26 protein-coding genes and 2 pseudogenes are annotated in these 25,985 nt (G+C 59.7%); 14 read left to right on the top strand and 14 right to left on the bottom strand.

The genetic code is table 11. The annotated features are described in order from the left end of the window. Nucleotides 1–132: 132 nt before the first annotated feature. Together AAEZ06_RS21980 and AAEZ06_RS21975 are read left to right on the top strand one after the other, a co-directional pair. Complete coding sequence (locus AAEZ06_RS21980) at nucleotides 133–1,038, top strand: LysR family transcriptional regulator (protein ID WP_149412403.1); 906 nt, start codon at nucleotides 133–135, stop codon at nucleotides 1,036–1,038. Between the two features lie 162 nt (nucleotides 1,039–1,200). After that, entirely contained in the window at nucleotides 1,201–1,995 is a 795-nt protein-coding gene (locus AAEZ06_RS21975) for a class II aldolase/adducin family protein (RefSeq protein WP_149412402.1), read from the top strand. 198 nt (nucleotides 1,996–2,193) lie between these two features. On the opposite strand, the gene AAEZ06_RS21970 is transcribed toward AAEZ06_RS21975, so the two are convergent. Continuing rightward, nucleotides 2,194–3,282, bottom strand: coding sequence for an LLM class flavin-dependent oxidoreductase (locus AAEZ06_RS21970; protein ID WP_350616199.1), 1,089 nt, complete (start codon nucleotides 3,280–3,282; stop codon nucleotides 2,194–2,196). A gap of 28 nt (nucleotides 3,283–3,310) precedes the next feature. After that, nucleotides 3,311–5,740, bottom strand: coding sequence for a TonB-dependent receptor plug domain-containing protein (locus tag AAEZ06_RS21965; RefSeq protein WP_371923901.1), 2,430 nt, complete (start codon nucleotides 5,738–5,740; stop codon nucleotides 3,311–3,313). A 445-nt stretch (nucleotides 5,741–6,185) separates the two neighbouring features. Between AAEZ06_RS21965 and AAEZ06_RS21960 the strand changes: the two genes are divergently transcribed. From AAEZ06_RS21960 to AAEZ06_RS21950, 3 genes are read left to right on the top strand one after another with little or no spacing between them, the layout of a single operon-like run. Then, nucleotides 6,186–7,070 (top strand): ABC transporter permease, encoded by an 885-nt coding sequence (locus tag AAEZ06_RS21960; RefSeq protein WP_350616196.1) that lies wholly within the window; start codon nucleotides 6,186–6,188, stop codon nucleotides 7,068–7,070. 1 nt (nucleotide 7,071) lies between these two features. After that, nucleotides 7,072–7,845, top strand: coding sequence for an ABC transporter ATP-binding protein (locus AAEZ06_RS21955; RefSeq protein ID WP_149412398.1), 774 nt, complete (start codon nucleotides 7,072–7,074; stop codon nucleotides 7,843–7,845). Next, nucleotides 7,838–8,833, top strand: coding sequence for an ABC transporter substrate-binding protein (locus AAEZ06_RS21950; protein WP_350616194.1), 996 nt, complete (start codon nucleotides 7,838–7,840; stop codon nucleotides 8,831–8,833). Before AAEZ06_RS21955 ends, AAEZ06_RS21950 begins: the two co-directional genes overlap by 8 nt. Nucleotides 8,834–8,895: 62 nt before the next feature. Here AAEZ06_RS21950 and AAEZ06_RS21945 read toward each other — a convergent pair whose 3' ends face one another. From AAEZ06_RS21945 to AAEZ06_RS21935, 3 genes are all read right to left on the bottom strand, one after another. After that, complete coding sequence (locus tag AAEZ06_RS21945; RefSeq protein WP_149412396.1) at nucleotides 8,896–10,143, bottom strand: saccharopine dehydrogenase family protein; 1,248 nt, start codon at nucleotides 10,141–10,143, stop codon at nucleotides 8,896–8,898. A gap of 28 nt (nucleotides 10,144–10,171) precedes the next feature. After that, nucleotides 10,172–11,269: a carboxynorspermidine decarboxylase gene (locus tag AAEZ06_RS21940; protein ID WP_149412489.1), complete on the bottom strand. Its 1,098-nt coding sequence runs from the start codon at nucleotides 11,267–11,269 to the stop codon at nucleotides 10,172–10,174. Between the two features lie 132 nt (nucleotides 11,270–11,401). Beyond that, nucleotides 11,402–11,875, bottom strand: coding sequence for an FAD-binding oxidoreductase/lyase (locus AAEZ06_RS21935; RefSeq protein WP_149412395.1), 474 nt, complete (start codon nucleotides 11,873–11,875; stop codon nucleotides 11,402–11,404). A 96-nt stretch (nucleotides 11,876–11,971) separates the two neighbouring features. Here AAEZ06_RS21935 and metE point away from each other — a divergent pair, with 96 nt between their 5' ends. Further along, a complete protein-coding gene (gene metE, locus AAEZ06_RS21930; RefSeq protein WP_350616191.1) occupies nucleotides 11,972–14,260 on the top strand; it encodes a 5-methyltetrahydropteroyltriglutamate--homocysteine S-methyltransferase in 2,289 nt (762 codons plus the stop codon). Nucleotides 14,261–14,291: 31 nt separating this feature from the next. Here metE and AAEZ06_RS21925 read toward each other — a convergent pair whose 3' ends face one another. Beyond that, entirely contained in the window at nucleotides 14,292–15,455 is a 1,164-nt protein-coding gene (locus tag AAEZ06_RS21925; protein WP_149412393.1) for an acetyltransferase domain-containing protein, read from the bottom strand. A 222-nt stretch (nucleotides 15,456–15,677) separates the two neighbouring features. Between AAEZ06_RS21925 and AAEZ06_RS21920 the strand changes: the two are divergent. Next, a pseudogene (locus AAEZ06_RS21920) lies at nucleotides 15,678–16,439 on the top strand (pyrroline-5-carboxylate reductase family protein); the annotation flags it as partial. Next, nucleotides 16,440–17,024 carry a DUF924 family protein gene (locus tag AAEZ06_RS21915; RefSeq protein WP_350616216.1) on the top strand — a complete coding sequence of 195 codons (585 nt, stop codon included), beginning with the start codon at nucleotides 16,440–16,442 and terminating at the stop codon, nucleotides 17,022–17,024. A gap of 91 nt (nucleotides 17,025–17,115) precedes the next feature. Here the strand turns inward: AAEZ06_RS21915 and AAEZ06_RS21910 are convergent, their stop codons facing one another. Further along, nucleotides 17,116–17,388, bottom strand: a complete 273-nt coding sequence (locus tag AAEZ06_RS21910) for a hypothetical protein (RefSeq protein WP_149412392.1) — start codon at nucleotides 17,386–17,388, stop codon at nucleotides 17,116–17,118. A gap of 147 nt (nucleotides 17,389–17,535) precedes the next feature. On the opposite strand from AAEZ06_RS21910, the gene AAEZ06_RS21905 reads away from it, so the two are divergent. Next, nucleotides 17,536–18,180 (top strand): ATPase, encoded by a 645-nt coding sequence (locus AAEZ06_RS21905; RefSeq protein WP_350616189.1) that lies wholly within the window; start codon nucleotides 17,536–17,538, stop codon nucleotides 18,178–18,180. Nucleotides 18,181–18,188: 8 nt separating this feature from the next. Here the strand turns inward: AAEZ06_RS21905 and AAEZ06_RS21900 are convergent, their stop codons facing one another. After that, entirely contained in the window at nucleotides 18,189–18,938 is a 750-nt protein-coding gene (locus AAEZ06_RS21900; RefSeq protein ID WP_350616187.1) for a creatininase family protein, read from the bottom strand. 44 nt (nucleotides 18,939–18,982) lie between these two features. Continuing rightward, nucleotides 18,983–19,681, bottom strand: coding sequence for a murein L,D-transpeptidase catalytic domain family protein (locus tag AAEZ06_RS21895; RefSeq protein WP_350616185.1), 699 nt, complete (start codon nucleotides 19,679–19,681; stop codon nucleotides 18,983–18,985). A gap of 37 nt (nucleotides 19,682–19,718) precedes the next feature. Here AAEZ06_RS21895 and AAEZ06_RS21890 point away from each other — a divergent pair, with 37 nt between their 5' ends. Then, entirely contained in the window at nucleotides 19,719–21,284 is a 1,566-nt protein-coding gene (locus AAEZ06_RS21890; RefSeq protein ID WP_350616183.1) for a L,D-transpeptidase family protein, read from the top strand. 42 nt (nucleotides 21,285–21,326) lie between these two features. Here the strand turns inward: AAEZ06_RS21890 and AAEZ06_RS21885 are convergent, their stop codons facing one another. Next, nucleotides 21,327–21,842: a P-loop nucleotide/nucleoside kinase family protein gene (locus AAEZ06_RS21885; protein ID WP_149412387.1), complete on the bottom strand. Its 516-nt coding sequence runs from the start codon at nucleotides 21,840–21,842 to the stop codon at nucleotides 21,327–21,329. Nucleotides 21,843–21,886: 44 nt separating this feature from the next. Then, nucleotides 21,887–22,417: a GNAT family N-acetyltransferase gene (locus AAEZ06_RS21880; RefSeq protein WP_149412386.1), complete on the bottom strand. Its 531-nt coding sequence runs from the start codon at nucleotides 22,415–22,417 to the stop codon at nucleotides 21,887–21,889. A gap of 112 nt (nucleotides 22,418–22,529) precedes the next feature. Between AAEZ06_RS21880 and AAEZ06_RS21875 the strand changes: the two genes are divergently transcribed. Both AAEZ06_RS21875 and AAEZ06_RS21870 read left to right on the top strand, forming a co-directional pair. Further along, nucleotides 22,530–22,964: a GNAT family N-acetyltransferase gene (locus AAEZ06_RS21875; protein ID WP_350616180.1), complete on the top strand. Its 435-nt coding sequence runs from the start codon at nucleotides 22,530–22,532 to the stop codon at nucleotides 22,962–22,964. A gap of 37 nt (nucleotides 22,965–23,001) precedes the next feature. Further along, on the top strand, nucleotides 23,002–23,469 hold the full coding sequence (locus AAEZ06_RS21870) for a GNAT family N-acetyltransferase (RefSeq protein WP_149412384.1): 468 nt from the start codon (nucleotides 23,002–23,004) through the stop codon (nucleotides 23,467–23,469). Between the two features lie 5 nt (nucleotides 23,470–23,474). Here AAEZ06_RS21870 and AAEZ06_RS21865 read toward each other — a convergent pair. Continuing rightward, nucleotides 23,475–23,558: pseudogene (locus AAEZ06_RS21865) on the bottom strand (HIT family protein); the annotation flags it as partial. A gap of 137 nt (nucleotides 23,559–23,695) precedes the next feature. Here AAEZ06_RS21865 and AAEZ06_RS21860 point away from each other — a divergent pair. After that, entirely contained in the window at nucleotides 23,696–24,025 is a 330-nt protein-coding gene (locus AAEZ06_RS21860; protein WP_350616178.1) for a DHCW motif cupin fold protein, read from the top strand. A gap of 11 nt (nucleotides 24,026–24,036) precedes the next feature. Here AAEZ06_RS21860 and AAEZ06_RS21855 read toward each other — a convergent pair whose 3' ends face one another. Together AAEZ06_RS21855 and AAEZ06_RS21850 are read right to left on the bottom strand one after the other, a co-directional pair. Next, nucleotides 24,037–24,504 carry a copper chaperone PCu(A)C gene (locus tag AAEZ06_RS21855; protein WP_350616176.1) on the bottom strand — a complete coding sequence of 156 codons (468 nt, stop codon included), beginning with the start codon at nucleotides 24,502–24,504 and terminating at the stop codon, nucleotides 24,037–24,039. Continuing rightward, nucleotides 24,504–25,109: an SCO family protein gene (locus AAEZ06_RS21850; protein WP_149412381.1), complete on the bottom strand. Its 606-nt coding sequence runs from the start codon at nucleotides 25,107–25,109 to the stop codon at nucleotides 24,504–24,506. Before AAEZ06_RS21850 ends, AAEZ06_RS21855 begins: the two co-directional genes overlap by 1 nt. A gap of 326 nt (nucleotides 25,110–25,435) precedes the next feature. Between AAEZ06_RS21850 and AAEZ06_RS21845 the strand changes: the two genes are divergently transcribed. Next, nucleotides 25,436–25,879: a hypothetical protein gene (locus AAEZ06_RS21845; RefSeq protein WP_133100962.1), complete on the top strand. Its 444-nt coding sequence runs from the start codon at nucleotides 25,436–25,438 to the stop codon at nucleotides 25,877–25,879. The last annotated feature ends 106 nt before the right edge of the window (nucleotides 25,880–25,985 follow it).

Here is a 25,985-nt window from a genome sequence, read left to right as displayed (position 1 = left end):
ATTTAGAACCCATTTGAATAGCGTTAGACGTTATCGATAGGCCTCTGGGCTATCCAGATACCCCTAATGGAACTATGCTTTCGGACTATGTTTTTCACACATCTTAATGACTGATCTCTATGTGCGGACCAAATGAAAATTGACGATATCGATGCCTTTGTCGAAGTGATTCGTTGCCAGTCCATCAGCCATGCCGCCGAGTCGCTGCAGCTGACCCAACCCGCTATCACCCGGCGGGTGCAGAACTTTGAACAGGCCCTGGGCGTGGAGTTGTTCGACCGCAACACCAAGCCGCTCAAGCCGACGCTGATCGGTACGCGGGTGTATGAACAGTGCCGCTTGATCCTGCGGGAAATGGATGCCCTGCGCGAGTTGGTAGCGACCGACGCGCCGCCCACCGGCCTGTTGCGCCTGGGCGTGCCGCAAACCATCGGTGACGTGGTGCTGCTTGATGCCCTCAAGCACTTGCGCACCGAGTACCCCGAATTGCGTGCCCAGGTCGCCACGGGCTGGGGCAGCCAGTTGGTGGGCAAGATCGAGCGCGGTGAATTGGACGCAGCGGCGGCGCTGTTTCCCGCCGGCAAGATCTTCCCGGACAACATCGTCGGTGAGTCCATCGGCAAGATGGAGCTGGTGGTGGTCTGCGCCAAGGCCCAGTTGCCCAAGCGCCCGTGCAAGCTGGCGGATATCTACCAGAGCGGCTGGATTCTCAACCCCGATGGCTGCGGTTTCCGCGCCGGGTTGCAGCGCACCTTATCGGACCAGGGACTGGCTTTGCGGGTCAACCTGGAAACCTTCGGCACCGAGTTGCAACTGGGCCTGGTGGCCGATGGGTTGGGCTTGGGATTGGTGCCACGCCCATTGCTGGATCGTAGCGCCCACCGCGATCAACTGGCGGTGATGCCTCTCAAGGACTTCAAACCGGTGATGGACCTGTGGCTGATCTACCCGCGCTTCCTTGGCAACCTGCAAGGCCCGGTGGACGCCTTTGGCAAACTGGTGGCCGGTTCCCTGCACAAGATCAAGAGCGCTGCATGAGCATTTTGCAGGAGCGAGCTTGCTGGCTCCTGCAGGGCTTGCACCGCCTTATTGATGTATGCAAAAAAATGATAATTAGCTTAGATTAAAATGTGCTTTTTATTATTTTTTTCCTTGCCATAGGCTGCCTGGAGATCCTTAGGCCATCCAGGAAGTTTTGCCATGAGCAGCGTCAGCCCATTAGCCAGCGTCTCGAAAAATGTCCGTCAGCGGGTCAGCCCTGAAGAGTGGGAGGTTCGTGTCAAGTTGGCCGCGGCCTATCGCCTGGCTGCCTTGTACAAGTGGACGGATCACATCTATACCCACTTCTCCGCACGGGTGCCGGGCCCGGAGGAGCATTTTCTGATCAACGCCTTCGGGTTGTTGTTCGATGAAATCAGCGCCTCCAATCTGGTCAAGGTGGACATCGACGGCACCCTTGTCGATGACCCTACTGGCCTTGGCATCAACTACGCCGGCTACGTCATCCACAGCGCCATCCACGGCGCCCGTCCCGACCTGCAAGCGGTGCTGCACACCCACACCCGTGATGGTATTGCGGTATCCGCGCAGAAGGATGGCTTGTTGCCGATCTCCCAGCACTCCATCGGTTTTTCCGGGCGCGTGGCGTATCACGGCTACGAGGGTGTGGCCCTGGATTTGGATGAGCGCGAGCGGCTGGTGGCGGACTTGGGGGATAAAAGCGTGATGATCCTGCGCAACCACGGGCTGTTGACCGCCGGGATCAGCGTTGAGCATGCATTCCAGCAGCTGCAGGGTTTGGAACGTGCCTGCAACATTCAGATCGCGGCGCAGGCAGGGGGCAATGCTGAGTTGATCTTCCCGCCGGCCGAGGTGGTGGCCAAGGTCGAGAAGCAGGCCGAGGTGTTTAAAAGTGGTGACGGGCCTGGGGTGGCCCGGCACTGGAATGCGTTGATCCGGCAGTTGGAACGAACTGATACCGACTACAAGAACTAAGGTAGGCAGTAACGCAGACCAAGCCTGCGATAGCTGCGTGTCAGTCAATACACCTGGCTCGCAGCATAGGGACAACCGCCGTAGCAGTTGTCGAGCCCCCGCGAGGCTACGTCGGCCACACCACAGCTATCAGATCAGCCCCAAGCACCGAGTCGCCCCCAACGCAGCCTCGTTTTACTCGACAGCTGCTACGAGAACTCAGGCGACTTTTTCGGCAGCCTGGCGCTCCCGCTCGGCCACTAATTGACGGGTCAGTGGGATCAGCCGTTTGCCATAGTCGATTGCATCATTGAGCGGATCGAAGCCGCGAATCAGGAAGGTGGTGATGCCCAGGTCGTAGTAATCGAGTAGGGCCTCGGCCACTTGCTCGGCGGTGCCCACCAGCGAAGTGGAGTTGCCTTGGGCGCCCAGCAGGCCAGCGATTCCTGTCCATAGGCGCTTGTCCAGGCGTGACCCCTGGGCGGCGGCAGCGAGCAGGCGGCGCGAGCCTTCGTTGGGCGGTTCGCGGCGTACAAAGCCATTCTGTTCGGCGAGGGCGGTGGCCTGCTCCAGGATACGCTCGGCACGCGCCCAGGCCAGTTCTTCGGTCTCGGCCAGGATCGGTCGCAACGACAAGCTGAAACGAATGGTGCGCCCATGCTTGGCCGCCTCAGCACGCACTTGAGTCACCACTTCCCGCACTTGCTCGTAGGTTTCCCCCCACAGCGCATACACATCGGCATGCTTGCCGGCCACGGCGATGGCGGCGGGTGATGAGCCGCCAAAGTACAACGGAATATGCGGTTGCTGCGGCGACTTCACGGTCGAATGCGCGCCCTCGACCTGATAGTAGGTGCCGTCAAAGTCGAAGGGCTTTTCGCTGGTCCATTCCTGGCGTACCACGCTCAGGTATTCATCGGTGCGGGCGTAGCGTTCGTCCTTGCCGATATGGCTGCCGTCAGCGCGCAACTCGCGGTCGTCGCCGCCGGTGATGATGTGCACGGCGGTGCGTCCGCCGTTGAATACATCCAGGGTGGTGAACTGCCGCGCGGCCAGGGTCGGTTGGGCAAAGCCCGGTCGATGGGCGATCAAAAATTGCAGCTTCTTCGTCACGCTGGCGGCGTGGGAGGCAATCAGCGTGCTGTCCGGGCTGTTGGAGTGGAACGCCACCAGGGCGCGATCGAAGCCTGCCTCTTCATGGACGCGGGCGACTTGCTCCACGTACTCGGGTTGCAAGGTAGGGCCGCTGCGGGGATGAATCTCCGAGGCGTGGTGGCCGCCGATATAACCGATAAATTCAATGCTCATGGTCAGTTCCTTGTCGTTGGTTGATGGATCAGAAGTCATAGGCCAGCTTGCTGTACCAGAAGCCACCGCCGGGGTAGAACGGCGGGTTGCCGTACAGGTTCAGGCCCACGGCCGAGGGCACGGCGTTCTTGTCCGGGCGCACGTCGAAGATGTTGGTGCCGCCGATGCTCAGGGTGATGTTGTCCAGCAGGGTGTAGGAGATATCTAGGTCGGTGATCCACTTCGCGCCGAACGTGCGGTCGCCGCTTTCCAGTTGTTGCAGGGTCTTGACCTTGCCGTAGCGGGTGGTCTGCAGGTTGATGGCCAGGTCGGCCAGCTTCCAGTTGCCGCCCAGGATCCACTTGGTCCGAGGCTGGGCTTCGGTGAGGTCGCCCTGGCGCGCGCGGCCTACCCACGTCAGGCTGCCGCCGCTGTTGTTGCCCAGCCCCTGGAGTGCGCCTGGCGGCTGCTTGAGGTCGGTGATCACCGTGTCGTTGTAGTTGAAGGCGGCGTTCCAGCGCACTTCGCCCCAGGCGCCCAGATTGGTGAAGTGATCGGCGACGACGTCGACGCCACGGGTGCGGGTGTCGAAGGCGTTGGCGTAGTAGGAGGTCCAGGTCGAAGGGTCGATGCCCAGGTCGGTGAGGACCGGCGTCAGCGCCGGGCCGTAGAGGCTTTCGGTGCGGGCGATACGGTCGGCAATTTCGATCCAGTAGGCATCCACCGTCAGGCTAGTGCGCTTGGCCGGTTGCCAGGTGATGCCGATGCCTGCATTGCGCGATTTTTCCGGGTCCAGGCTGGTAGCGCCCAACGCTTTGGCCAGGGCCGAGTTGACCGGGGCAATGCGGGTTACCGCCGGCACGATGGTGCCGTCAGGGGCGGCGCCGACCCGGTTGTCGGTAATGCTGTAGCCGATCTGCGTTAATGATGGCGCGCGAAAGCCGCTGCCGACGGTACCGCGCACGGCAACCGTTTCGGTCAGTTCATAACGGGAATTGACCTTGGCGCTGACGGTGTCGCCCGAGTCATCGTCAAAGTGCTCGGCCCGTGCCGCTACGTCGATAAACAGGCGCTCCACGGGGGTTATACCGAAGTCGATATAGGCCGCGTAGTTGTTGCGCTTGATATTGGCTTCGTCCTGGGGCGCGATGGTCGCGGCGGCTTGGGCGGCAATCGATGCCAGTTGCCCGGCCAACGGGTTGGGTTGGCCGTTGGGCAGCGTCGCCGGGAAGCGATAACCGCCCACTGTATAGGCCTGGGGATCACCGGCAAATGTGCTGAAGCGCTCCCAGCGATGTTCCAGGCCGGCAGACACTTGCAGCGGAAAGCCGAACACCCCGTCGAAGGCACGGGTAATGTCCAGGTTATTGACCCACTGATCGAAGCGGTAAGTGGCCAGGTCATCAAAGGACGTCGGCGAGGCTGGGCCCAGGGACGGGTTGATCGTCAGGTCGCTGTACTGGTGGTTGGTGTTGCGCCCGTAGGTGGTGCTCAAGTCCCAGTCCCAACCGGCCGCCAGCCCTTTGGCGCCGAACAGGAACTGGTAGTCCTTGTCGTTGAGGTTGTTAAGCGGGTAGTAGCCGTCGGGGAATAGCTCGGGGATGTTGGCGTTGCCGTTGGGGTAGCGAAAATAGTTATTGATGATTGCTTTGCGCTCGCCATAGGTGGCGTAGGAATACAGTTTGGTTTGTTCATCCAGGGGCAGTTCGGCGTTGTAGCCGAGGTTGAAAGCCTTGATCTGCGGGTCGCCGTTTTTCACCCCGACCCGGTCCCAGGTGGCGTTGCGCGGGTCGCCGGGGAAGTACGCCTGGTTGGTGGCTTTCTCGTTCCAGCTGGCATCGCCGCGCTGGCGCGCATCCCCCGACAAATGCAAAAACCCACCGTCGCCCAGGGCAAAGCCGATATCGCCCTCGGTCTTGGTCACTTCGCCTTCGCCGTTGTAGAGCTTGCCGTAGGTCACCCCTAAATGGCCGCCCTCGGCGCTGGACTTGAGGATGATGTTGATCACCCCGGCAATCGCGTCGGAGCCGTATTGCGCCGCAGCGCTGTCCTTGAGCACCTCAATCCGTTCCACGGCGCTGATGGGGATCATGTCGATGTCCACCGAGTTGGCGCCGCTGCTGTCGGTGGAGCCATTGGCGGGCAGGGCGCTGTTGTGCCGGCGCTTGCCGTTGACCAGCACCAGGGTGTAGGCCGGCGCCAGGCTGCGGTTGGACAGGGGGCGGATGGTGGAGTTGTAGCCGGCGACGTTGGTGCCGTAGTTGAACGATGGCAGCAGCTTGGAGATGGCCTCAGTGAGGTCGGCGCGACCGGTTTTCAGCAGTTGCTCGCCGCTGACCACATCGATGGGCGCAGGGCTCTCGGCCACGGTGCGTTGGGTGCCGCGTACGCCGGTGGAGATCACCGTGACTTTTTCCAGTCGGGTGTCCTTGGTGTCCACCGTGTCCTCGGCCTTGAGTGACGAACTTCCCAGCGCCATGCCGCAGGCGGCCAGGCTAATGAGCAGGGGCGATCGATAACGTACAGAGGGTGTTGCAGGCATGGAGACGACTCTCGTTCAGGGCAGGATAGGCGTGATTCAAAGCCTCCACCTGGTATCGGGGTCGGTCTGTGGGTCGAAAGTAGGGGCAGCGGGCCAGGCTGTAAAATGCCGTTTTGTTCTAAGTTAATTATTAATTTAACGAATCTTAATTAATAACTGATATCAGTAATGCGCATTTTAAAGTGACGGCTGCAGTGCAGGCAGCGAAGGGCGGGGCTTGAGGCGTTTTATTATGCAAATAATTTATCTGGATAATTTTATATCTGATTTTTAATCATATTAGGTTATTCCCAAAAAGAATTTCACTGAGGTTTTTTATGCGATTAGCATGAAAAACCGAAGCGGCGCCCCTGGCCGTGTTCTTGATGAGGAAGCAAGCCCGATGACTGAAAAGACCCTCGATGCGCAGAGCGCCGCCAGCTCGTTTTCCGTCAACAAGGCCGCTCGCCTCACTGGCGACCTTGAGGGCGCGTCACGGCTGATCCCTAACTGGCTGCGTAACTGGCGCACCCCTGAGGTGCTGTTGCGCCTGGTCAGCCCGATTGTCCTGCTGTTGCTGTGGGAGTTGGCATCCCAGGCGGGTTTGATCCCGCAACGGGTCATCGCCGCACCGTCGCAGATCGGCGGCACCCTGTGGGCAATGATCGTCTCCGGTGAGTTGGGCAAACATCTGTTTGTGTCCTTGCAGCGAGCGCTGCTGGGTTTGAGTATCGGCGTCAGTATCGGCGTGGTGGCGGCACTGATCACCGGCCTGTCCAAGCGCGGCGAAGTGATCCTCGACTCGCCCATGCAGATGCTGCGTACCATTCCTTCCCTGGCCCTGGTACCGCTGTTCATTCTCTGGTTTGGCATCGGTGAGTTCACCAAGATCGCGCTGATCGTCACCGGTACTACCTTCCCGGTGTACCTCAACCTGTTTGCCGGCATCCGCAACATCGACCCCAAATTGATTGAGGCCGTCAATACCCTGGGCCTCAACCGTCGCGAGTTGATCTGGCATGTAATCCTGCCGGGCTCCTTACCTTCGTTTTTTGTCGGCTTGCGCTACTCCCTGGGAATCTCCTGGCTGGCCCTGGTATTCGTCGAGCAAATCAACACCACCGCCGGCATCGGCTACCTGGCCAGTGATGCGCGGGACTTTATGCGCACCGATGTCATCGTCATTTGCCTGCTGATCTATAGCGTCCTCGGTCTGTTGATCGATGGGCTGATCCGCACCCTGGAACGTTTCGCCCTGGCCTGGCGCCCATCTTTTGTGAGGAACTGATATGTCGAGCATCGAATCTTCAGTGGCACCCGTTCAGTTACGCAATGTGGTGCGCCAGTTCGGCGAGCAGCGGGTCATCGATGGCCTGGACCTAGACATCGCACCGGGAGAATTTGTCGCCTTGCTGGGGGCCAGCGGTTCCGGCAAGACCACCTTGCTGCGTAGCCTGGCCGGGCTGGATAGCATCGACAGCGGCCAGTTGCGGGTGCCCAAGGCTCGGGCTGCGGTGTTCCAGGAGCCGCGATTGATGCCCTGGAAACGCGCCTGGAAAAATGTGGTTCTCGGCCTGCGCATTCCCGATGCCAAGGCACGCGCGGTGCAGGCCTTGACCGAAGTCGGGCTGGCCCATCGCCTGGAAGCCTACCCGGCCACGCTCTCCGGTGGCGAGGCTCAGCGTGTGGCCCTGGCCCGTGGCCTGGTGCGCGAGCCCAAGCTGTTGCTGCTGGACGAGCCCTTTGCTGCGCTGGATGCGTTGACCCGCATCAAGATGCATCGATTGATCATCGAGCTGTGGCGCAAGCACACGCCAGCGGTCCTGTTGGTGACCCATGACGTCGACGAAGCGATTCTGTTGGCTGACCGCGTTATCGTCCTGGCCGATGGCAAGATTGCCGAGCAGTTGATTATTGATCTGCCACGGGCACGGGACACCGGCCAGGACGGTTTCCAGGCGATCCGGGCACGGTTGTTGAGCCTGTTGGGGGTGGAAGTGGACGTCCCTGCGCCGGTGGCGCAAGCCGCTACCAGCAGCGTACGGCGGTTTGCCCATGGTTGAGTTCAGAGCGTTATTACTGGCGGGCGCCGCCTTATTGCTGGGCGGCTGCGATAAAACTGCCGAAGCACCGGTCACTACACAATCTGAATTATCTGGCGTGACCCTGATCCTGGGTGATCAAACCAAGGGCTTGCGCACCGTAGTGGAGGCTGCCAACGCCTTCGAGGGCATCGGCTACAAGGTCGAATGGGCCAACTTCCAGGGTGCCGCGCCGTTGTTCGAAGCCTTGCGGGCCGGCGCGGTGGACCTGGGGCCGGCCGGAGATACACCGGTGCTGGCCGCCGCCACTGGCGGCACGCCGTTGCGCATCGTCGCGGTACGCCGCAGTCAATCTCGTGGCATCGGGATTTTGGTGCCACCTGACTCGCCGATCCGCACGGTGGCTGATTTGAAAGGGCGCAACGTGGTGGTGTCGTCGGCCCGTGGCAGCATTTCCCAGTACCTGTTGATTCGCGCCCTGGCCAACGCCGCAGTGGATGAAAAAGACGTCAACGTTGGTTTCGTCCTGCCCACTGATGCCTTGCCGGCCTTTAATGCCGGGAAGATCGAAGCCTGGGCTACCTTCGGTGTGTACCAGGCATTTGCCGAACAGAAGGGCGCGCGGGTACTGATCAGTGGTGAAGGCATCAATACCGGGCTGACCTTTATTACCGCGTCTGATGAAGTGCTGGCCGATCCGCTCAAGCGCAAGGCCTTGAGCGATGTACTGCAACGTTTCGCCAAGGCCTTTGAGTGGGCCCAGCAGAACCCCGAGGAGTACGCGCGGGTATTTGCCAAGGTCAATGACATTCCCCTTGAGGTTTCGCAGTTGCTGCGTAGTTGGGGCGATGAGTCGTTATTGCCGGTGGAGGCGCGGGATGTTCAGGCGTTGCAGCAGGTGGATGATTTGTTTGTGCAGAAGAAGATCTTTCCGCATCGGGTGGATGTGCAGCAGTTGACGGATACGCAGGTGTTTGCCGCGCCATTGCGCTCGGCGGCAGCGCCTTAGCGAATATCCACCCCACCTAAAAGCAAAATGCGCCCATTCGGGCGCACTTTGTCATGTGGCAGCTACCAGGCGATAGCATCCCACGCGCGATCACCATTCTCGTCTTTAATCCGAGTCGGCAACCCCATCATATCCAGCGCCTTGAGGAACGGCCCAGCTGGCAGTTCTTCAACGTTGGCCATGTGTTTCACGTCCCACTCGCCACGCGCAACCAGCAGCGCGGCAGCCACAGGTGGTACGCCTGCGGTATAGGAGATGCCTTGGCTGTCGGTCTCGGCAAAGGCTTCTTCATGGCAGGCCACGTTGTAGATGAACAGCTCGCGGGGCTGACCGTTCTTGGTGCCCTTGACCAGGTCACCGATGCAGGTCTTGCCGGTGTAGCCCGGTGCCAGGGAGGACGGGTCAGGCAGTACGGCCTTGACCAGTTTCAGTGGTACCACTTCCAGGCCTTCGGCGGTGGTGACCGGTTTCTCGGAGAGCAGGCCGAGGTTTTTCAGCACGGTGAACACGTTGATGTAGTGTTCGCCGAAGCTCATCCAGAAACGCACGTTGGGCACGTCGAGGTTTTTCGACAGCGAGTGCACTTCATCGTGGCCGGTCAGGTACAGGTTCTGTTCGCCGACCACGGGCAGGTCGTCGGTACGCTTGACTTCGAACATGGTGTTGCTGGTCCACTGGCTGTTCTGCCAGCTCCACACCTGCCCGGTGAATTCGCGGAAGTTGATTTCCGGATCGAAATTGGTGGCGAAATATTTGCCATGGGAGCCGGCATTGACGTCGAGAATGTCGATCGAATCAATGCGGTCGAAATACTGTTGTTGCGCCAGCGCTGCATAAGCGTTGACGACGCCCGGATCGAAGCCCACACCGAGGATCGCGGTGATGTTCTTCGCTTTACATTCTTCGAGGTGATTCCACTCGTAGTTGCCGTACCACGGTGGTGTCTCGCAGACCTTGCCCGGTTCTTCGTGAATGGCAGTGTCCAGGTAGGCCACGCCGGTATCGATGCAGGCACGCAGCACCGACATGTTGAGGAACGCGGAGCCGACGTTGATGACGATCTGCGATTGGGTTTCGCGGATCAGCGCCTTGGTCGCTTCGACGTCCAGGGCGTTCAGCGCGAAGGCCTGGATGTCGGCGGGCACTTTGAGGCTGCCCTTGGCCTTGACGCTGTCGATGATGGCCTGGCATTTGGAGATGTTGCGCGACGCGATAGCAATACGACCGAGTTCATCGTTGTGCTGCGCGCACTTGTGGGCCACCACCTTGGCGACACCTCCTGCACCAATGATAAGAACGTTCTTTTTCAATTTTTTTATCTCTCCTTTATCCGTCAGCTTACGAGAGGCTAGACAGGTAGTCGTCGTAACCAAATTCACGAACCACCTCGACTGTACCGTCGAGTTGTTTCACTACGATGGACGGCATTTTCAGGCCGTTGAACCAGTTTTTCTTGACCATGGTGTAGCCTGCCGTGTCGATGAACGACAGTCGATCGCCGATGGTCAGCGGACGATCAAATTGATATTCGCCGAAGATGTCTCCGGCCAGGCACGACTTGCCGCACACCATGTAGGTGTGGTCGCCTTCGCTCGGCGCCAGCTTGGCGTTGAGGCGATAGATCAGCAGGTCAAGCAGGTGGGCTTCGATAGAGCTGTCCACCACGGCCAGGTGCTTGCCGTTGTACAGGGTGTCGAGCACGGTGACTTCCAGCGAAGCGCTGTTGGTGATCGCCGCTTCGCCCGGTTCCAGGTAGACCTGCACGTCGTACTTCTGCGAGAAGGACTTGAGGCGCTGGCAGAAGGCATCGATGGCATAACCTTCACCGGTGAAGTGGATGCCGCCGCCCAGGCTAACCCAGTTGACCTTGTGCAGCAGCGCGCCGAAGCGTTCTTCGATGGTGTTGAGCATCTGGTCGAACAGGTTGAAGTCGCCGTTCTCGCAGTTGTTGTGGAACATGAAGCCGGAAATCTGCTCGATCACGCCCTCGATCTTCACCGGGTCCCACTCGCCGAGGCGGCTGAACGGGCGCGCCGGATCGGCCAGCAGGTAATCGGAGCTGCTCACTTGCGGGTTGACTCGCAGGCCGCGGGTCTTGCCTTCGGAGCGCTCGGCAAAGCGTTGCAACTGGCTGATGGAGTTGAAGATGATCTTGTCGCAGTTAGCCAGCATCTCTTCGATTTCATCGTCGGCCCAGGCCACGCTATAGGCGTGAGATTCACCTTCGAACTTCTGGCGACCGAGCTTGAGCTCGTACAGCGACGACGACGTGGTGCCGTCCATGTACTCCTCCATCAGGTCGAACACCGACCAGGTGGCGAAGCACTTGAGCGCCAGCAAGGCCTTGGCCCCGGACTGTTCGCGCACGTAGGCGATCTTCTGCATGTTGACCAGAAGCTTCTGTTTATCGATGAGGTAATACGGCGTCTTGATCATTTTCAGAGCCTCCGGCAGGGCCAGCCAAAAAAGGACACGCATTGTGCCCGCACTTGGTCCGGATCGAAAGGTTAGTCAGCGGATTTTGCTGGCTCGTGCCCGAAGATGGCCTGGCAATGTGACGAATAATCGTTAGCTAGCGAAGTAGATGAGACTGGCGCTGAGTTCCATCGGGACGGTTGCGCTGACGTCCAGGCCCACCCGCACTTGCTTGGCCACGATGCTGGCGTCGTGGCCGTTGGCGCGAATACTGCCATTGCCCATGCGCTCAAGGCCGGTGATGTCGCAATGCTGTTCACTTAAGAAAATCTTGAGGTGAGCAAGAAACCTGTGGCGAGGGGGCAAACCCCCTCGCCACAAATGCGGATGTACCTGAAGCACCGAGCTTAAGTGAATAGCATTGCCGCACCAGATCGCCGCCTGATAGTGACTGGTTCCCAGTTTTTGCCGCAGTTGTTCACCTTGCAGAAACTGCGCAGTAGCGCCCAACCCCCACAGTGTCGCCAGCTTGGCATCGATATGGTTGAGCTTGTCGGCATCGTGAACGGCAACCCACCCCGCATGTGCGCAGGTTATGCAATGGTTTGCCGAGCAAGCGCTTATCATGAGTAGAACTTGTGATCATCCTTAATAAAATGAGTTTGTCTCACTATTAGGCGAGGTCGACAATAGCTCCCATCAAACACATTGGAGTTGTATGTCATGGCTTTTGCCCATTCCCTTGGATTTCCGCGCATTGGACGCGATCGTGAACTGAAAAAAGCGCAGGAAGCGTTTTGGAAGGGCGAGCTTGACGAAGCTGGCCTGCGCGCCGTTGGCCGTGAACTGCGCAAGACCCACTGGGACTTGCAGAAGAAGGCCGGTATCGAGTTGCTGCCCGCCGGTGATTTCGCCTGGTACGACCAGGTGCTGACCCACTCGCTGATGTTCGGTGTGATCCCCGAGCGGTTCCGTCCAGCCGATGGCCAGGCCACCCTGCAAACCCTGTTCAGCATGGCCCGTGGCGTCAGCGATAGTTGCTGTGGCGGTGCTCACGCCCAGGAAATGACCAAGTGGTTCGACACCAACTACCACTACCTGGTCCCGGAATTCAGTGCTGACCAGCAATTTCAGCTGGGCTGGGATCAGTTGTTCGAAGAAGTCGAAGAAGCCCGCGAATTGGGCCACACCGTCAAGCCGGTGGTGATCGGTCCGCTGACGTACCTGTGGTTGGGCAAGGCCAAGGGCGGCGACTTTGACAAGCTCGACCTGTTGGATCGCTTGCTGCCGTTGTACGGCCAGATCTTCCAGCGCTTGGCAGCCCAGGGCGTTGAGTGGGTGCAGATCGATGAGCCGATCCTGGTGCTCGACCTGCCACAGGACTGGAAAAACGCCTTTGAGCGTGCCTACAACCAGATCCAGCGCGAGCCGCTGAAGAAACTGGTTGCTACCTACTTTGGTGGCCTGGAAGAGAACCTCGGCCTGGCGGCAAACCTGCCGGTGGACGGCCTGCACATTGACCTGGTGCGCGCTCCCGAGCAGTACCCGACCATCCTGGATCGCCTGCCGGCCTATAAAGTGTTGTCCCTGGGCCTGGTCAACGGCCGTAACGTTTGGCGTTGCGACCTGGAAAACGCCCTGGCAACCCTGCAGCACGCTGCCGAGCGCCTGGGTGATCGCCTGTGGGTCGCGCCGTCCTGCTCGTTGCTCCATAGCCCGGTGGACCTGGGCCGCGAAGACAAGCTCGACGCTGAACTGAAAAGCTGGCTGGCCTTCGCCGTACAGAAGTGCGAAGAGGTTGCTGTCCTGGCCCAGGCTGTCAATGAACCTGAAGCCGCATCGGTACTGGCAGCCTTGGCGCAAAGCCGTGCCGTGCAGGCCAGTCGTGCTGCTTCGCCGCGTATCCACAAACCGGCTGTGCAAGCTCGGGTTGCCGCGATTACCGCCAAGGACAGCCAGCGCCATTCGCTGTTTGCCACCCGTATAGAGAAGCAGCGTGCCGGCCTGAACCTGCCGTTGTTCCCGACCACCACCATCGGTTCGTTCCCGCAAACCACGTCGATTCGCCTGGCGCGCCAGTCGTTCAAGCAAGGCAAGCTGAGCGAAGCCCAATACACCGAAGCCATGCACAGCGAGATTCGCCATGCGGTGCAAGTCCAGGAGCACCTGGGCCTGGACGTATTGGTACACGGTGAAGCCGAACGTAACGACATGGTCGAGTACTTTGCCGAGCAACTGGACGGCTACGTATTCACCCGCTTTGGCTGGGTGCAGAGCTACGGTTCGCGCTGCGTGAAACCGGCGGTGATTTTTGGTGACCTGAGTCGCCCCAAAGCCATGACCGTGGAATGGATTCGCTATGCCCAAGGCCTCACCGATAAAGTGATGAAGGGCATGCTCACCGGCCCGGTGACCATGCTGATGTGGTCCTTCCCCCGCGAAGACGTGAGCCGCGAAGTGCAGGCTCGGCAACTGGCCCTGGCCATTCGTGACGAAGTGATGGACCTGGAAGCCGCGGGAATCAAAATCGTGCAGATCGACGAAGCGGCGTTCCGTGAAGGCTTGCCGTTGCGCCAGGCGCAGTGGCAGCACTACCTGGATTGGGCCACCGAAGTGTTCCGCCTGTGCGCCTCGGGTGTGCGTGACGAAACGCAGATCCACACCCACATGTGCTACAGCGAGTTCAACGATGTGATCGAGTCCATCGCGGCGATGGATGCCGACGTGATTACCATCGAAACCTCGCGCTCGGACATGGAGCTGCTGGATGCGTTCGAAGCCTTCGCTTACCCGAACGACATCGGGCCGGGTGTCTACGACATTCACTCGCCACGTGTGCCGGATGCCTCGGAAATGGCCAATTTGTTGCGCAAGGCCGCCAAGCGCATCCCGGCTGAGCGCCTGTGGGTCAACCCCGATTGCGGGCTGAAGACGCGCGGCTGGCCAGAAACCGAAGCGGCGTTGATCCATATGGTCAGTGCGGCGCGGCAACTGCGTAACGAGCTGGCGTAACCCCTGATCTGTAGGACCGAGCTTGCCTGGCTTAAAAATATTTGAGCCAGGCAACATCCCGCCGCCGTGCCTTCAGCCCGGCAAACCAGCGCACCGGCAGGTACAGCGCCGCCGTCAGCAAAAACGCCGTCAGCCACATCGCGTCAACGCTGTCGAAACCGAAGTAACTGCCCTGGTTCAAGCCAAAAAGCCCCACACAGATCAGATACAGCACTTTCAGTACATACAAGTGCAGCAGGTAGAAGAACATCGGCGCAGCGCCAAACACAGCAAGTACGCCAATCCACGGACGCTGTTGCGCACGCTCGAAACCCAGCAGCAATAACAACCCAACACCCAGGGTCAAGGCGAGAAACAGCAGCGAAGGCGGGTACTTGGTGATGTTGAAAAAGCTCATCAAGGTTTGCACATCACTGTCATAGGTCAGCCATTGAGCCTCGCCATACCCGTTAAGCAGGCGCACCGCAACGAAGCCAATCAGCGCGCCAGCCCCCGCCAGCAGTAGATAACGTTGGCGCACGGCAGTGGATATCGATCTGGCAAACCACGGACCGAGGCAATAACCCAGGGCAATCACGCCAATCCACGGCAACACCGGATACGAGGTGCGCAAGCGCAGGCCGTCGGTGAATTCGATCCAGCCGCGATCATGCAAAATCGCCCATGGAATATGCATCGCCGAGCCTGGGGCGAAATGCACACTGTCCAACAGGTTATGCCCGGCAATGATTGCCGCAGCCACCGCAAACAGCAGTGGCCGTGGCAACCAGACCAGCCCGGCCAGCCCGATCATGCTGACGCCGATGGCCCAGATCACCTGCATGTAAATCACGCTGGGCGGCAACTGGAAGGTCCAGGCGAAGTTCACCAAGGTGAACTCCAGCACCACCAGAAACAGCCCGCGCTTGAACAAAAACGCTGAGACATCGCTACGCCCCTGATGCCTGGCGCCGTACAGGTAGGCCGAAAGCCCCGTCAGCAAGACAAACACCGGTGCACACAGGTGGGCGAGGGTGCGGCTGATAAACAGCGCAGGTTCGGTGGTGTCGATGTTCATCGGGTCGGCCACTTGCCGGTGCAGCAGGAAGGTTTCGCGCACGTGATCGAGCAGCATGAACAGGATCACCAAGCCCCTGAGGGCGTCGATGGACAGCAGGCGTTGGCCCAATCGGGCAGGGGAAACAGCATCAGTCATGAGGGAGGATCGCAAGGCCGGGTAGGGAGTTTGTGGTTATCTTATAACATCATATTCGCGAATGCTGTCCTTCAAACCCTTGTGCCTGACTCAGGGCGAGCCGCGTACGGTGAAGCTGTCAGCGACGGTGGATTTCTAGGCACGCGCGCGGGCTGATGATGTTTCCAGGTGTTAGGGTAGGGCGCATAGCCTTTAACGACCCTGGCACCCCTGGAGGGCATCATGAATGGTTCAATAGGCATCATCGGTGGTACCGGCTGGTTGGGCCGGGCAATCGCCACGGCCCTGGTAGACACCGGCTTTGTGGGGCCTGAGTCGCTGACCTTGTCCAGCCGCACGGGCCAACTCAGTGAGCCCAAAGGCGTGCTCGATGGCGTCCAGGTTACCGACGACAATCAACGCCTGGTGCTGCGCAATGACGTGGTGATCCTTTCGGTGCGGCCGCAGGATCTGGGCGGCGTGCATATCGACGTGGGCGAACGGTTGTTGATCTCCCTGGTGGCCGGGGTCTCGCTGCGGGATATCGAGGCGCTCACCGGCGCTCGAAGAGTGGTACGGGCAATGCCCAACGCGGCCCTGGAAATTCGCAAGTCGTACACCCCTTGGCTGGCCAATGCTGAGGTCGACGGGGCCGGCAAGACTTACGTCCAACAACTCTTCGAAACCTGTGGCGAGGCTGACGAAATAACCAGCGAGCAGGACCTCAATTACCTCACCGGCCTGGCCGGGACGGGGCCTTCCTATCCGGCATTGCTGGCCCGCGCGTTGTACAACTGCGCCATTGAATATGGCTTGCCTGCATCTGTCGCAGGGCGTGCGGTGCACGGCGTGGTGGTCGATGCCAGTCAGTTGATTGGAGAGCAACGCGGGTTCGACGCGTTGCTCAACACCTTGATCGGCTACCGTGGCGTCAGCGCGGCCGGCATCGAAGGGATGCAGGCGGGCGGGCTGGAGGCTAGCGTGAAGGCGGGCCTGGATCGCGCCATGACCGTGGCTTCATCCAATCTGTCGGCCCCTGCCGAAACGGCGACAGTGAGCGCGTCGCAGGCCGTCATTGCCTTTTGGAAACAGGCGGGGCCCAAGCGCTGGTTCAAAAAGGATGAGGCGTTCGATAACGCGTTTCGCAACAAATTCCAGGCGGCCCACTTTCAAGCCGCCAGGGGCGAACTGGAGCACTGGCTGGCAACGCCGCAAGGGGCTTTGGCGTTACTCCTGCTGCTCGACCAATACCCGCGCAACACGTTCCGGGGCACCGCCCATATGTTCGCCACCGATCCGCTGGCGCGCGCCTACGCTCGCCGAATGGTGGAGGCTGGAATGGACAGGTTGATCGAGCCGTCATTACGGGCGTTTTGCTATTTACCCTTTGAGCATTCGGAGTGTATGGAGGATCAGTTACTGTCCCTGGCCCTGAACAAGGATCTTGATGCCAATACCTACAAATGGGCCAAAGAGCACGCCGACATCATCGATCGATTCGGCCGCTTTCCGCACCGCAATGACGTCATGGGAAGAGCGTTTACCGACGAGGAACGGGCTTTCCTGAAGGCGGGAGGGTTTGCTGGCTAGGGAAGTACGCCTGTCAGTCATGAATTAGATCGCGGGTTCCGTTATCGCCGCACAAACGTTGCTGGCCGACGGCCGTCAGTGCAGGCGTGGGTCAATCTGCCGCGGCCTGCGCTGTAGCGATTTCCAGCAACTGCCCAACCCGGCGATCCAGATCTTCCCAGTCCGCCATGCCGAGCACCCGGGTTGTGTTCAGGCCGCGCAAGTAGCCGCGAAGTTGCTGGGCCGCTGCGCTGGTTTTATCAGGATCAGCCGCCGCGTCCTGCAGCACGGTTTCATACTCGATCAGGTAGTCGGCAACCCGTTCGCGATACTCCGGCAGCACTGCTTCGCGGATGCGGTCAAAGGTTCTCTGGTAGGGCTTCATGGATTGATCCTTATAAGTTTTGTGTGGTGTGCAGCCTGCGCGACAGTATCGGTTTAGATAATAGTCACCATCAAGGATTGCTAGTTCTGTTTTTGCGGGAAAGGCGGAAAATCGCCCCATCGAAGATGCCGCTCAAGGAACTGCGCGATGAGGATTTTTGCCCAACTGGTTTTGATGGCCCTGATGCTGGGTCATGCGTTGGCTGCCAACGTGGCCTTTGCCGATGACGCTCGGTCCTGGCATCTATTGCCCATTGCCGGCAGCGTGGTTTCCCTGCAACACGGGCAGTCGGTAGGTGTGCTCTACAGCGAAAATACCGTCGACAACCTGCATTATCTTGAACGCTATCACGCCATGGCAGTGAACGGTGCCAAAGATGCGCTGGATGGACGAATTCGCCAGGCCTTCGTCAACAGCTCCGACCCGGAGCTGGCCATCGACTGGCTGATGAATTCGCTGCAGAGCACGTTCCTGTCGGTGACGGCCTACGACAACCTCGATGCATTGGTGCAGGCTCACCCGGATGTGGTGGTGATGCTTGACACCTACAATCAACTGCTGACCCCGCACAACAGTCAGGTCCAGGCACGTTTCGTTGCCCGGTTCTACGACGCCAATTTGCAATACATCGCCAAGGCTGAAGGTTCGGTCGAGCAGCAAATGCCTTCGGTTTGGGTGCATGACAAGGCCGCGCCGGAAATCGCCATGCAAATCGATCAGCAACGTGATGTGCAACTGACGGCGTTGAAACAGTTCGACGCCTCGCTCAAAGCCTTGGTGACGGCCAGTTAATCGAAGCCTCAGCTCGGATTCTGCTCCCGACTGAACGTATCCACCGCCTGCGCCAGCCCCTTGGCCGCCAATGCGACCAATTCACCGCCTTTTTCCGGTGTCGCCAAACCCGGGTCTGAGCCCATGCGCCCGTCCGGGAAGCGTGCACGGAAGTCCAGGGCTTCGCGGATAGGTCCTGATCCGGCGATTTGCGGCGAGTAGGACGCCGACTTGATCGCCTCTGGGTAGGCCCATTGCGTGACCGCGATCTCCGAAGGCGTGGCGTGGCTGCCGTGGCCGGTGGGGAATTGCTTGTGAGCCAGTGCGCTGACGCCTTCCAGGTCCCACCAATTGACCAGCTTCAGGGCGAACCCGGCCGGGCGGCGGGCGAAGCTGGCTTCGGCGTAAAGCTCGGAGAACGCTGCCTCAATCGAGGCGATATTGCCGCCGTGGCCATTGAGAAAAAGGATTTTCTCAAAGCCATGTCCGGCCAATGAGTGCACCCAATCGCCAATGGCGGCGATAAAGGTGGAAGGGCGCAGCGAAATGGTCCCTGCAAACCCGAGGTGATGCTGGGCCATGCCGATATTGAACGTCGGGCCGATCAGTATGTCGGCGTTTTTCTGGGCGTGATGGGCAATGATTTCCGGGCACATCCAGTCGGTCCCCAGCAGGCCGGTAGGGCCGTGCTGCTCGTTGGAGCCGATGGGAATCACGACAGTGCGGCTGCGTTCAAGGAATTGGCCAATCTCGATCCACGTTGACTGGTGCAAAAGCATTTGAGGTTCTCTCTCTTGTCAGGCTTGGCCTGACGGATACTACCTCAACCGGCACTGGCTATCTGGCGTGGCTTGCAATTGAGGTAGGCCGAGGACTTCAACCAGCGCTGGTCGGGGTACCAGGAAAACATGAACTGACCATCCTTGAGTTTATCCACCACCTGGCGCGCCACTTGCGGGCGCACAGCCGGGCAGCCCTGGCTGCGGCCGATGCGGCCTTCGCGCTTGCTCCAGAGCGGGCTTACGTAGTCGGCGGCGTGAATCACAATGGCGCGATCGCGGGCCAGATCATTGAACCCCGGCTCCAGGCCATCCATGCGCAGTGAGTAGCCATGGGCGCCCTGATAGCTTTCCTGTGTGCGGAACAGCCCCAGGCTGGACTGATAGCTGCCTTCGCGGTTGGAGAACGCCGTGGCGAAATTTTCCCCGGACTTTTGCCCGTGGGCCACGAGGTCGCGCAGTACCAGGGTCTTTTTACGCAGGTCGAAGATCCACAGGCGACGGGCGGTCGAGGGCTGCGAATAGTCGATCACCGCCAGGCGTTCGGAACGTTCAATGCCATTGTTGACTGCGCATTGCATCGCGCTCAGGGCGCTTTTAAGCACTTGGGGATTGAGTTCTGGAGCCGTGCGCGCCAGGCTGCTATACAAGGTGTGAGGCTTGGCGCTGTCGGCGAGGGCAGCATTGCACAGCGCGGCCAGGGTGACGGCAGTCAGGGCGAGTCGGCAGCAAAAAGTCAGCATCTACAAAACATCTCCGCCATGGAATGGAGCAACGTCATTGTTCAAAAAACACGCATATTACTTGAGCATTTGCCTGCTCGTTGCACCATTGGTCGCGACAGCCGAAAACCTGCTGGTGGAATCGCCCGCCCCGGTGCAGTTGGCGCTCGGGCAATTGTCCAGTGTTTGTCCTGGCTTGGCCGGGCCGATCGATGCCGCCGACCAGACGCGGTTGCAGGCGTTTTACCAACAGCAGGGCAATGCTTCCCTGTGGACTGCCAGCGAGCGCCGGTCGGCATTGCAGGCGCAGTTGCGGCTGTTGGCCGATGATGGCCTGGACCCGGCTCACTATCGTCTGCCCCTGGATACGGCGACCAGCAATGTCTTGTGTACTGATATCGAGATTAGCTGGAAATATCTGCAAGCCTTACACGATCTGCATTATGGCCGCTTGCAGCAAGCTCATTTCGAACCCCTTTGGCATGCACAGCCGCCGACGCAGGACCCAAGTATCGAAGTCCTGGCCATGGCCGGGCAGCAGGACATCGCCCAAGCGTTTGATCAGGCCCGGCCCAGCGCTGAGTTGTATCGCACCCTGCGCACGGCCTACGCCGCGCAGCGTCAACAACCGTTGCCGCAGTGGGATGCAATCGCCAGCGGTCCGTTGTTGCGCCCAGGCAAGGATGATCCAAGGGTTCCCGAACTGGCGCGGCGGCTGTTCAGCGAAGGGTATCTGGCAGGTCAGCCGACCGGTTCCGGGAAGCAATACAGCGAAGACCTGGTCAATGCCGTGAAAAGCTTCCAGTTGAGCCATTCCTTGCAGGCCGATGGCGTTATCGGGCCGGGCACTGTCACGGAACTGAACATCAGCCCGGCGGTACGCCGCGAACAACTGCGCATCAACCTCGAACGCTTTCGCTGGCTGGCCCAGGATTTGGAGCCCGAGGGCGTACTGGTTAACGTCGCGGCTGCGCAACTGAGCGTCTATCAGGGCGGTGTGCCGGTGTGGCAGACCCGTCTGCAAGTAGGCCGCGCCGAACGCCAGACACCGTTGCTCAAGTCTCGCATCACCCGGCTCACCTTGAACCCGACCTGGACCGTGCCGCCGACCATCATGCGCGAAGACAAACTGCCTGCTATTCGCCTGGACCCGGCCTATCTGCGGCAGCAGAACATGCAGGTGCTGGACAGCGAGGGCCATCCGCTGGACACCAGCACTATCGATTGGGATCGCCCCGGTAATATCCTCCTGCGCCAGGACGCCGGGCCACGAAACCCCTTGGGCAGGATCGTCTTGCGCTTTGCGAATCCGTACTCGGTGTACCTGCACGATACCCCCAGCCAGCCGCTGTTCACCAAAGGCCCGCGAGCGTTCAGTTCGGGGTGTGTGAGGGTTGAGCAACCGTTGTTGCTGCGCGACCTGCTGGTGAGCCCGGCCGAGCGTGCGCGGACCGAGGAACTGCTGGCCACCGGCGTGACCCACGAATTCCGGCTCACCACGCCGGTGCCGGTGCTGTTGGGCTATTGGACGGTACAAGTGGACAGCCAGGGCGCGCTGCTCTACGCACCGGATATTTATGGGCGCGATCCAGCGTTGATAAAAGCCATGGAGAGCCCGCTTTAGGCGCGGACGAACCGCTTGATGACTGCGGGCTTTTTCAGCAGATCAAACCTTGCCCCGCGGGGTTAAAAGTTCCTCGGTGATCGCTGCCACTGCTTGCGCTGCAGACTTCAGCGCGGTATCGATGGTCAGCGCAGCGTTATCCCACGGCTCATACTCATGAGCCAACACCGACTGCCAGGTGGGCGGAGTCAGGCCGGGAATATCACTCGTGCGTGTCTCCACACGTCGCTGGTGTTCCTGCCTGTCCGAACAGATCACCTCAATATTGACCAACGCAGCTCCCGCGCGAATGGCGACCTCACGCCACGCCTCCCGGCTTTCGCTGACCGGATTGACGCAGTCAACGACGACCCGGTGACCCAGGCCAAGATTGCTCGCCGCCAGCCCGTGGGCAACCCGGTAACCGCTGGTGCCCACATCCCGCGCCAGAACCCCGGCATCACGGATGGCCTGTTCGATGGTGTCGATGCGCAGGTACACGGCGTTTGTCTGGCCGGCAAGGTCTCTGGCAATGGAGGTTTTCCCGGTGCCGGGGAGGCCGCTGAAAACAATGAGCATCGTCGAACCTTCAAATATTGATAAAAGGGTGGCGGTCGCCAATTTCAATAAGCTGCTGTTTCATCGCGGTCTATTCTCGGTTGCTTAATATCCATCACCATCTCATGCCAAACCATGCCGCCATGGTCAGAAGCCGAGGGCTGAACATAGCGATAACCCATTCGCTTATACAACTCGACATGGCGCTCTTTACACATCAGATGAATCGTCTTCTTGTCCATCACCTTCATGCGCTGGACAAAAGCCTCCATCAGTTTGCGTGAATAGCCTTGGCCCTGGTGAGCTGGCTCAACCACCACCGACATGATCACCACGTTCGGCGCATCCGCCGAGTGCCCCACCAACTCCTTGAACGACTCATCCGACATGACCACGTCGTGGGCGCATCCACAGTTGATAAAGCCCACCACAACCCCATCGACCTCCAGGATCAGAAAGCCTTCCGGGTACAGAGCAATCCGCGTGGCAATCTTCTCCTGGGTAGCAGCTTCATCACCTTCGTAGGCCGAGATTTCGATGTGGTAACAGCGAGCGGCGTCTGTTGGGATGGCGTTGCGAAAGCTGAGGGTGGGCATTGCGATTCCTGAATGCTAAAAAGGTTGATTGGGTGCGAAGAACATAGACTACTTGATAAGCTCAATGCAGGCGTATCAAACCCGGTCAGCCAACAACCCCAGGCCCAATCCAATGCCCAATATCCGTGTCATGGCCCTGGCCGATTACGACGCCGTCCTCGACCTCATGCAGAACACCCCCGGCATTTCCATGCGCGACGCCGATTCTCGCGAGTCCACCGCCAGGTACCTGGCGCGCAACCCCGGCATGAGCTTCATCGCCGAAGTCGACGGCACGCTCTGCGCCTGCGTCATGTGTGGTCACGACGGTCGTCGCGGCTATCTTCAGCATCTGCTGGTGCTGCCCGACTACCGTCGCCAAGGCCTCGCCAACGCGCTGGTGGCGCACTGCCTTTCAAGTCTTGCGCAGCAGGGCATCCACAAATGCCATCTTGACGTATTCAAGACCAACGACAGCGCCGCCCGCTATTGGCAAGGCCAGGGCTGGCAGTTGAGGACGGATATTGACCGCTATTCGTTCACCCAGCGGGGTAACGAGAACGCATGAATGCGCGCGCCAGGATTGATAGTCTACGGAGATTGAAATGTTAGAGATCAGACGAGCCACCCCAAACGATGGCCAGGTGGCGTTCGATATTCGCCTTCAGGCCATACGCAGCCAATGCATCGGTGCCTACACCGAAGAGCAGATGCTGGCCTGGACCAGAGGTTCGGCTGAGGACGGTTACGGCGCGCTGATGGACAAGCACTTTTACCTGGGCTGTATCGAGGGTGAGGAGGTAGCCACGGGCATGCTGGATCTGGATAACGACGAAGTCGGTGCGTTGTTTGTGCTGCCCGGTTTTATCGGACGGGGCATTGGCAAAAAGATCCTCGCTCACCTTGAGTCCCTGGCGCGGGAGCTGGGGCTCAAGAAGGTCATTCTGGACGCGACACTGAATGCGGGGGACTTTTATCGGCGCTGCGGTTATACGGGTAGCGAAAAGGCTATCTATCATTCGCCTTCGGGGTTGCAGTTGGCGTGTATTCCTATGGTGAAGTCACTTCTTTGACGAGGATAACCCGGCAACGCCGACACCAGGTGATGGTTGACGAGCCAGTGCTCGGTTTCGTGGAGGATGAAGGCTGGATCGATTTTCACAAGCGGGCGTCCATGCAGGTTGACGCGTGAGGATACCAAGCGCGCCCTGTATCAAACAAATGCAGGCTATCTGTGTCTATCCCGCGAGCCATCGGCTGGATACCGTCCTCCGAGGCACTTTTATCGCTGAGGCAACCATGGATTTGACGGCAATCCCCTTTGGTACCACCGACTGGTCGACCATCGAACCGGTCCTTCATCCCGGAGAAACAGGTAGCGCCTGGTGGCGCACCTGTCAGTTCGGTTCGACCCGTGTGCGGATGGTCGAATACACCCCCGGCTACCTGGCCGATCACTGGTGCTGGCGAGGGCATATCCTGCTGTGCCTGGAAGGCGAGTTGCACACCGAACTGGAGGATGGCCGCCAGTTCATCCTGACGGCTGGGATGAGTTATCAGGTGGGCAATGACATGGAGGGGCATCGCTCATTCACCACCACCGGTGCGAAGTTGTTTGTGGTGGATTGAGGTCAGGCAGCTCAGTGCATCATGCTGTGGTCGGAACTGCTCAAGGCACGGGCCGGAGCTTTGACTTCAATCGACTGTTTTTCGCCCTTGGCATTTTCCACGGTCAGGGTCAGTGGCACCAAGTCGCCTTCCTTGATCTGGCCCTTCAGGTTGATCAGCATCACGTGATAACCGTCCGGATCGAGCTTGACTGGCTTACCTGCAGGCAGGGCCACTGAGTCTACCGGGCCCATGCGCATCACGTCGTCCTTCATGCTCATTTCATGAATTTGTACCAGCTTGGCCACCGGCGACTGCACGCTCAGCAACTTGCTGTCGCTGTCGGCGGTGACGGTCATGAATGCACCGCTCGATTGCTGCCCCGGTACCGTGGCGCGCACCCAGGCGTCGCTGACCTGAGCCTGGGCGTTGGCGTGTGCCGCCAGGCCCAGCAGGGAAAGGCCGAGGGCGATGCGCTTGAGGTGTTGAACGGCAGTCATTAGCAGACCTCCATGACGGTGAGCAGGTCTTCTGCGCACTCTTTGGCGTTAAGGGATGCCGACAAGCCCAGGCGCAGATTGCCCCGGGTGTCAAATACAAAACTGGTGGCGGTGTGGGACAGGGTGTAGCTGTCGCCTGCGGGGATCTTTTCATAAAAGATCCCGAACTCCCTGGCGGCCACGGCGACTTCTTCCGGGGTGCCGTAGAGGGCTTCGAAGCTGGGGTCGAAGGCCTTGACGTAGGCGTCGAGCACTTGCGGCGTGTCGCGCTCCGGGTCAAGGGTGATAAAGATCACCTGCATGATCTCGCCGTCTCGACCCATCATCTTCTTGGCCTGGGCCATTCTCGCCAGGGTGGTCGGGCACACGGCCGGGCATTGGGTGAAGCCGAAGAACACCACCGGCATCAGGCCCCGGAAGGAGCTGAGAGTGACTGTTTCGCCCTGGGTGTTCTTGAGCTTGAAGGTACGGCCCATGATCTTGTCGCTCAGGTCCTTGCCGTACTTGAAATTCAGCTTGGGGCTGGTGTCACAGCCGCTGAGCAGGCCCAGGCCCAGCAAGCTCATGCCGGCGAGGACTTTGCGGCGGGTAAATAACATCGTCATGCAATGTGCATCCTGTGAAGCGCCTGAAGATTGCGCAGGGCTTGCCAATCAGGCCTTGAAGAGCGAGAGCGGGGAAGGCAGGAGGGCTGCCGACGCGGCTCGTACTCGATCATCTGCGACTTAACGCCACAGAGCGGTGCGTTACCTTAACAGGCCGGGGCGGTGGGTGAGTCTGCGGCAGACTGTCGCACGAGGTGAGCACTCCAGCACAATAGGACGAGCACGCGCTGTCAGGACACCGCCATCCTTGACCCGTATCAAGGCGCGCGCCGCGACGTATCTGGCACAGTGGTTGGCATAAGGGCCAGTTCACCTGCGAGGTTTTGATGCTCTATTTTCTGTTCCTGTTGGCCCATCTGTTCGCTGCACTGATCTTTATCGGCACGGTGTTTTTTGAAGTGCTGATCCTCGGCCGCCTGCACAAACAGCTGCCGGTGCGAGTCATGCTGCTGGTGGAACAAGGCATTGGCCGTCGCGCCAGGGCCTTGATGCCGTGGGTGTTGCTGGTGCTGTTCGGCGCCGGGGGCGGCATGGTCTGGTTGCGATATCTGCCGGCGCTGGCTTCGCCTTCGAGTTCTTCATTCGGCGCCTTGCTGACCCTCAAGCTGATCCTCGCCACCAGCGTGCTCATGCATTTCCTGCTGACCATGTTGTTGATGCGGCGCGGGCAGGTGACTGCTGCTTACTTGCGGTTTGTCCACTTGAGCCTGTTTTGCCATATGGTCGCCATTGTGCTGTTGGCCAAGGGCATGTTCTACCTGACCTGGTAGCCGTCGGTCCGTTTCATGCATAGATTCTTGCAGCCTTGATGCATATCAAGGTGCGCTGTCCGGTCGCACCGGACAATGGCCTACCGTAGCCAGACCCGGAGACAGC

Origin of the sequence: Pseudomonas sp. HY7a-MNA-CIBAN-0227, assembly GCF_040310325.1 — a bacterium.
Classification (GTDB): Bacteria; Pseudomonadota; Gammaproteobacteria; order Pseudomonadales; family Pseudomonadaceae; genus Aquipseudomonas.
This window is presented reverse-complemented; position numbering and strand designations above follow the sequence as displayed.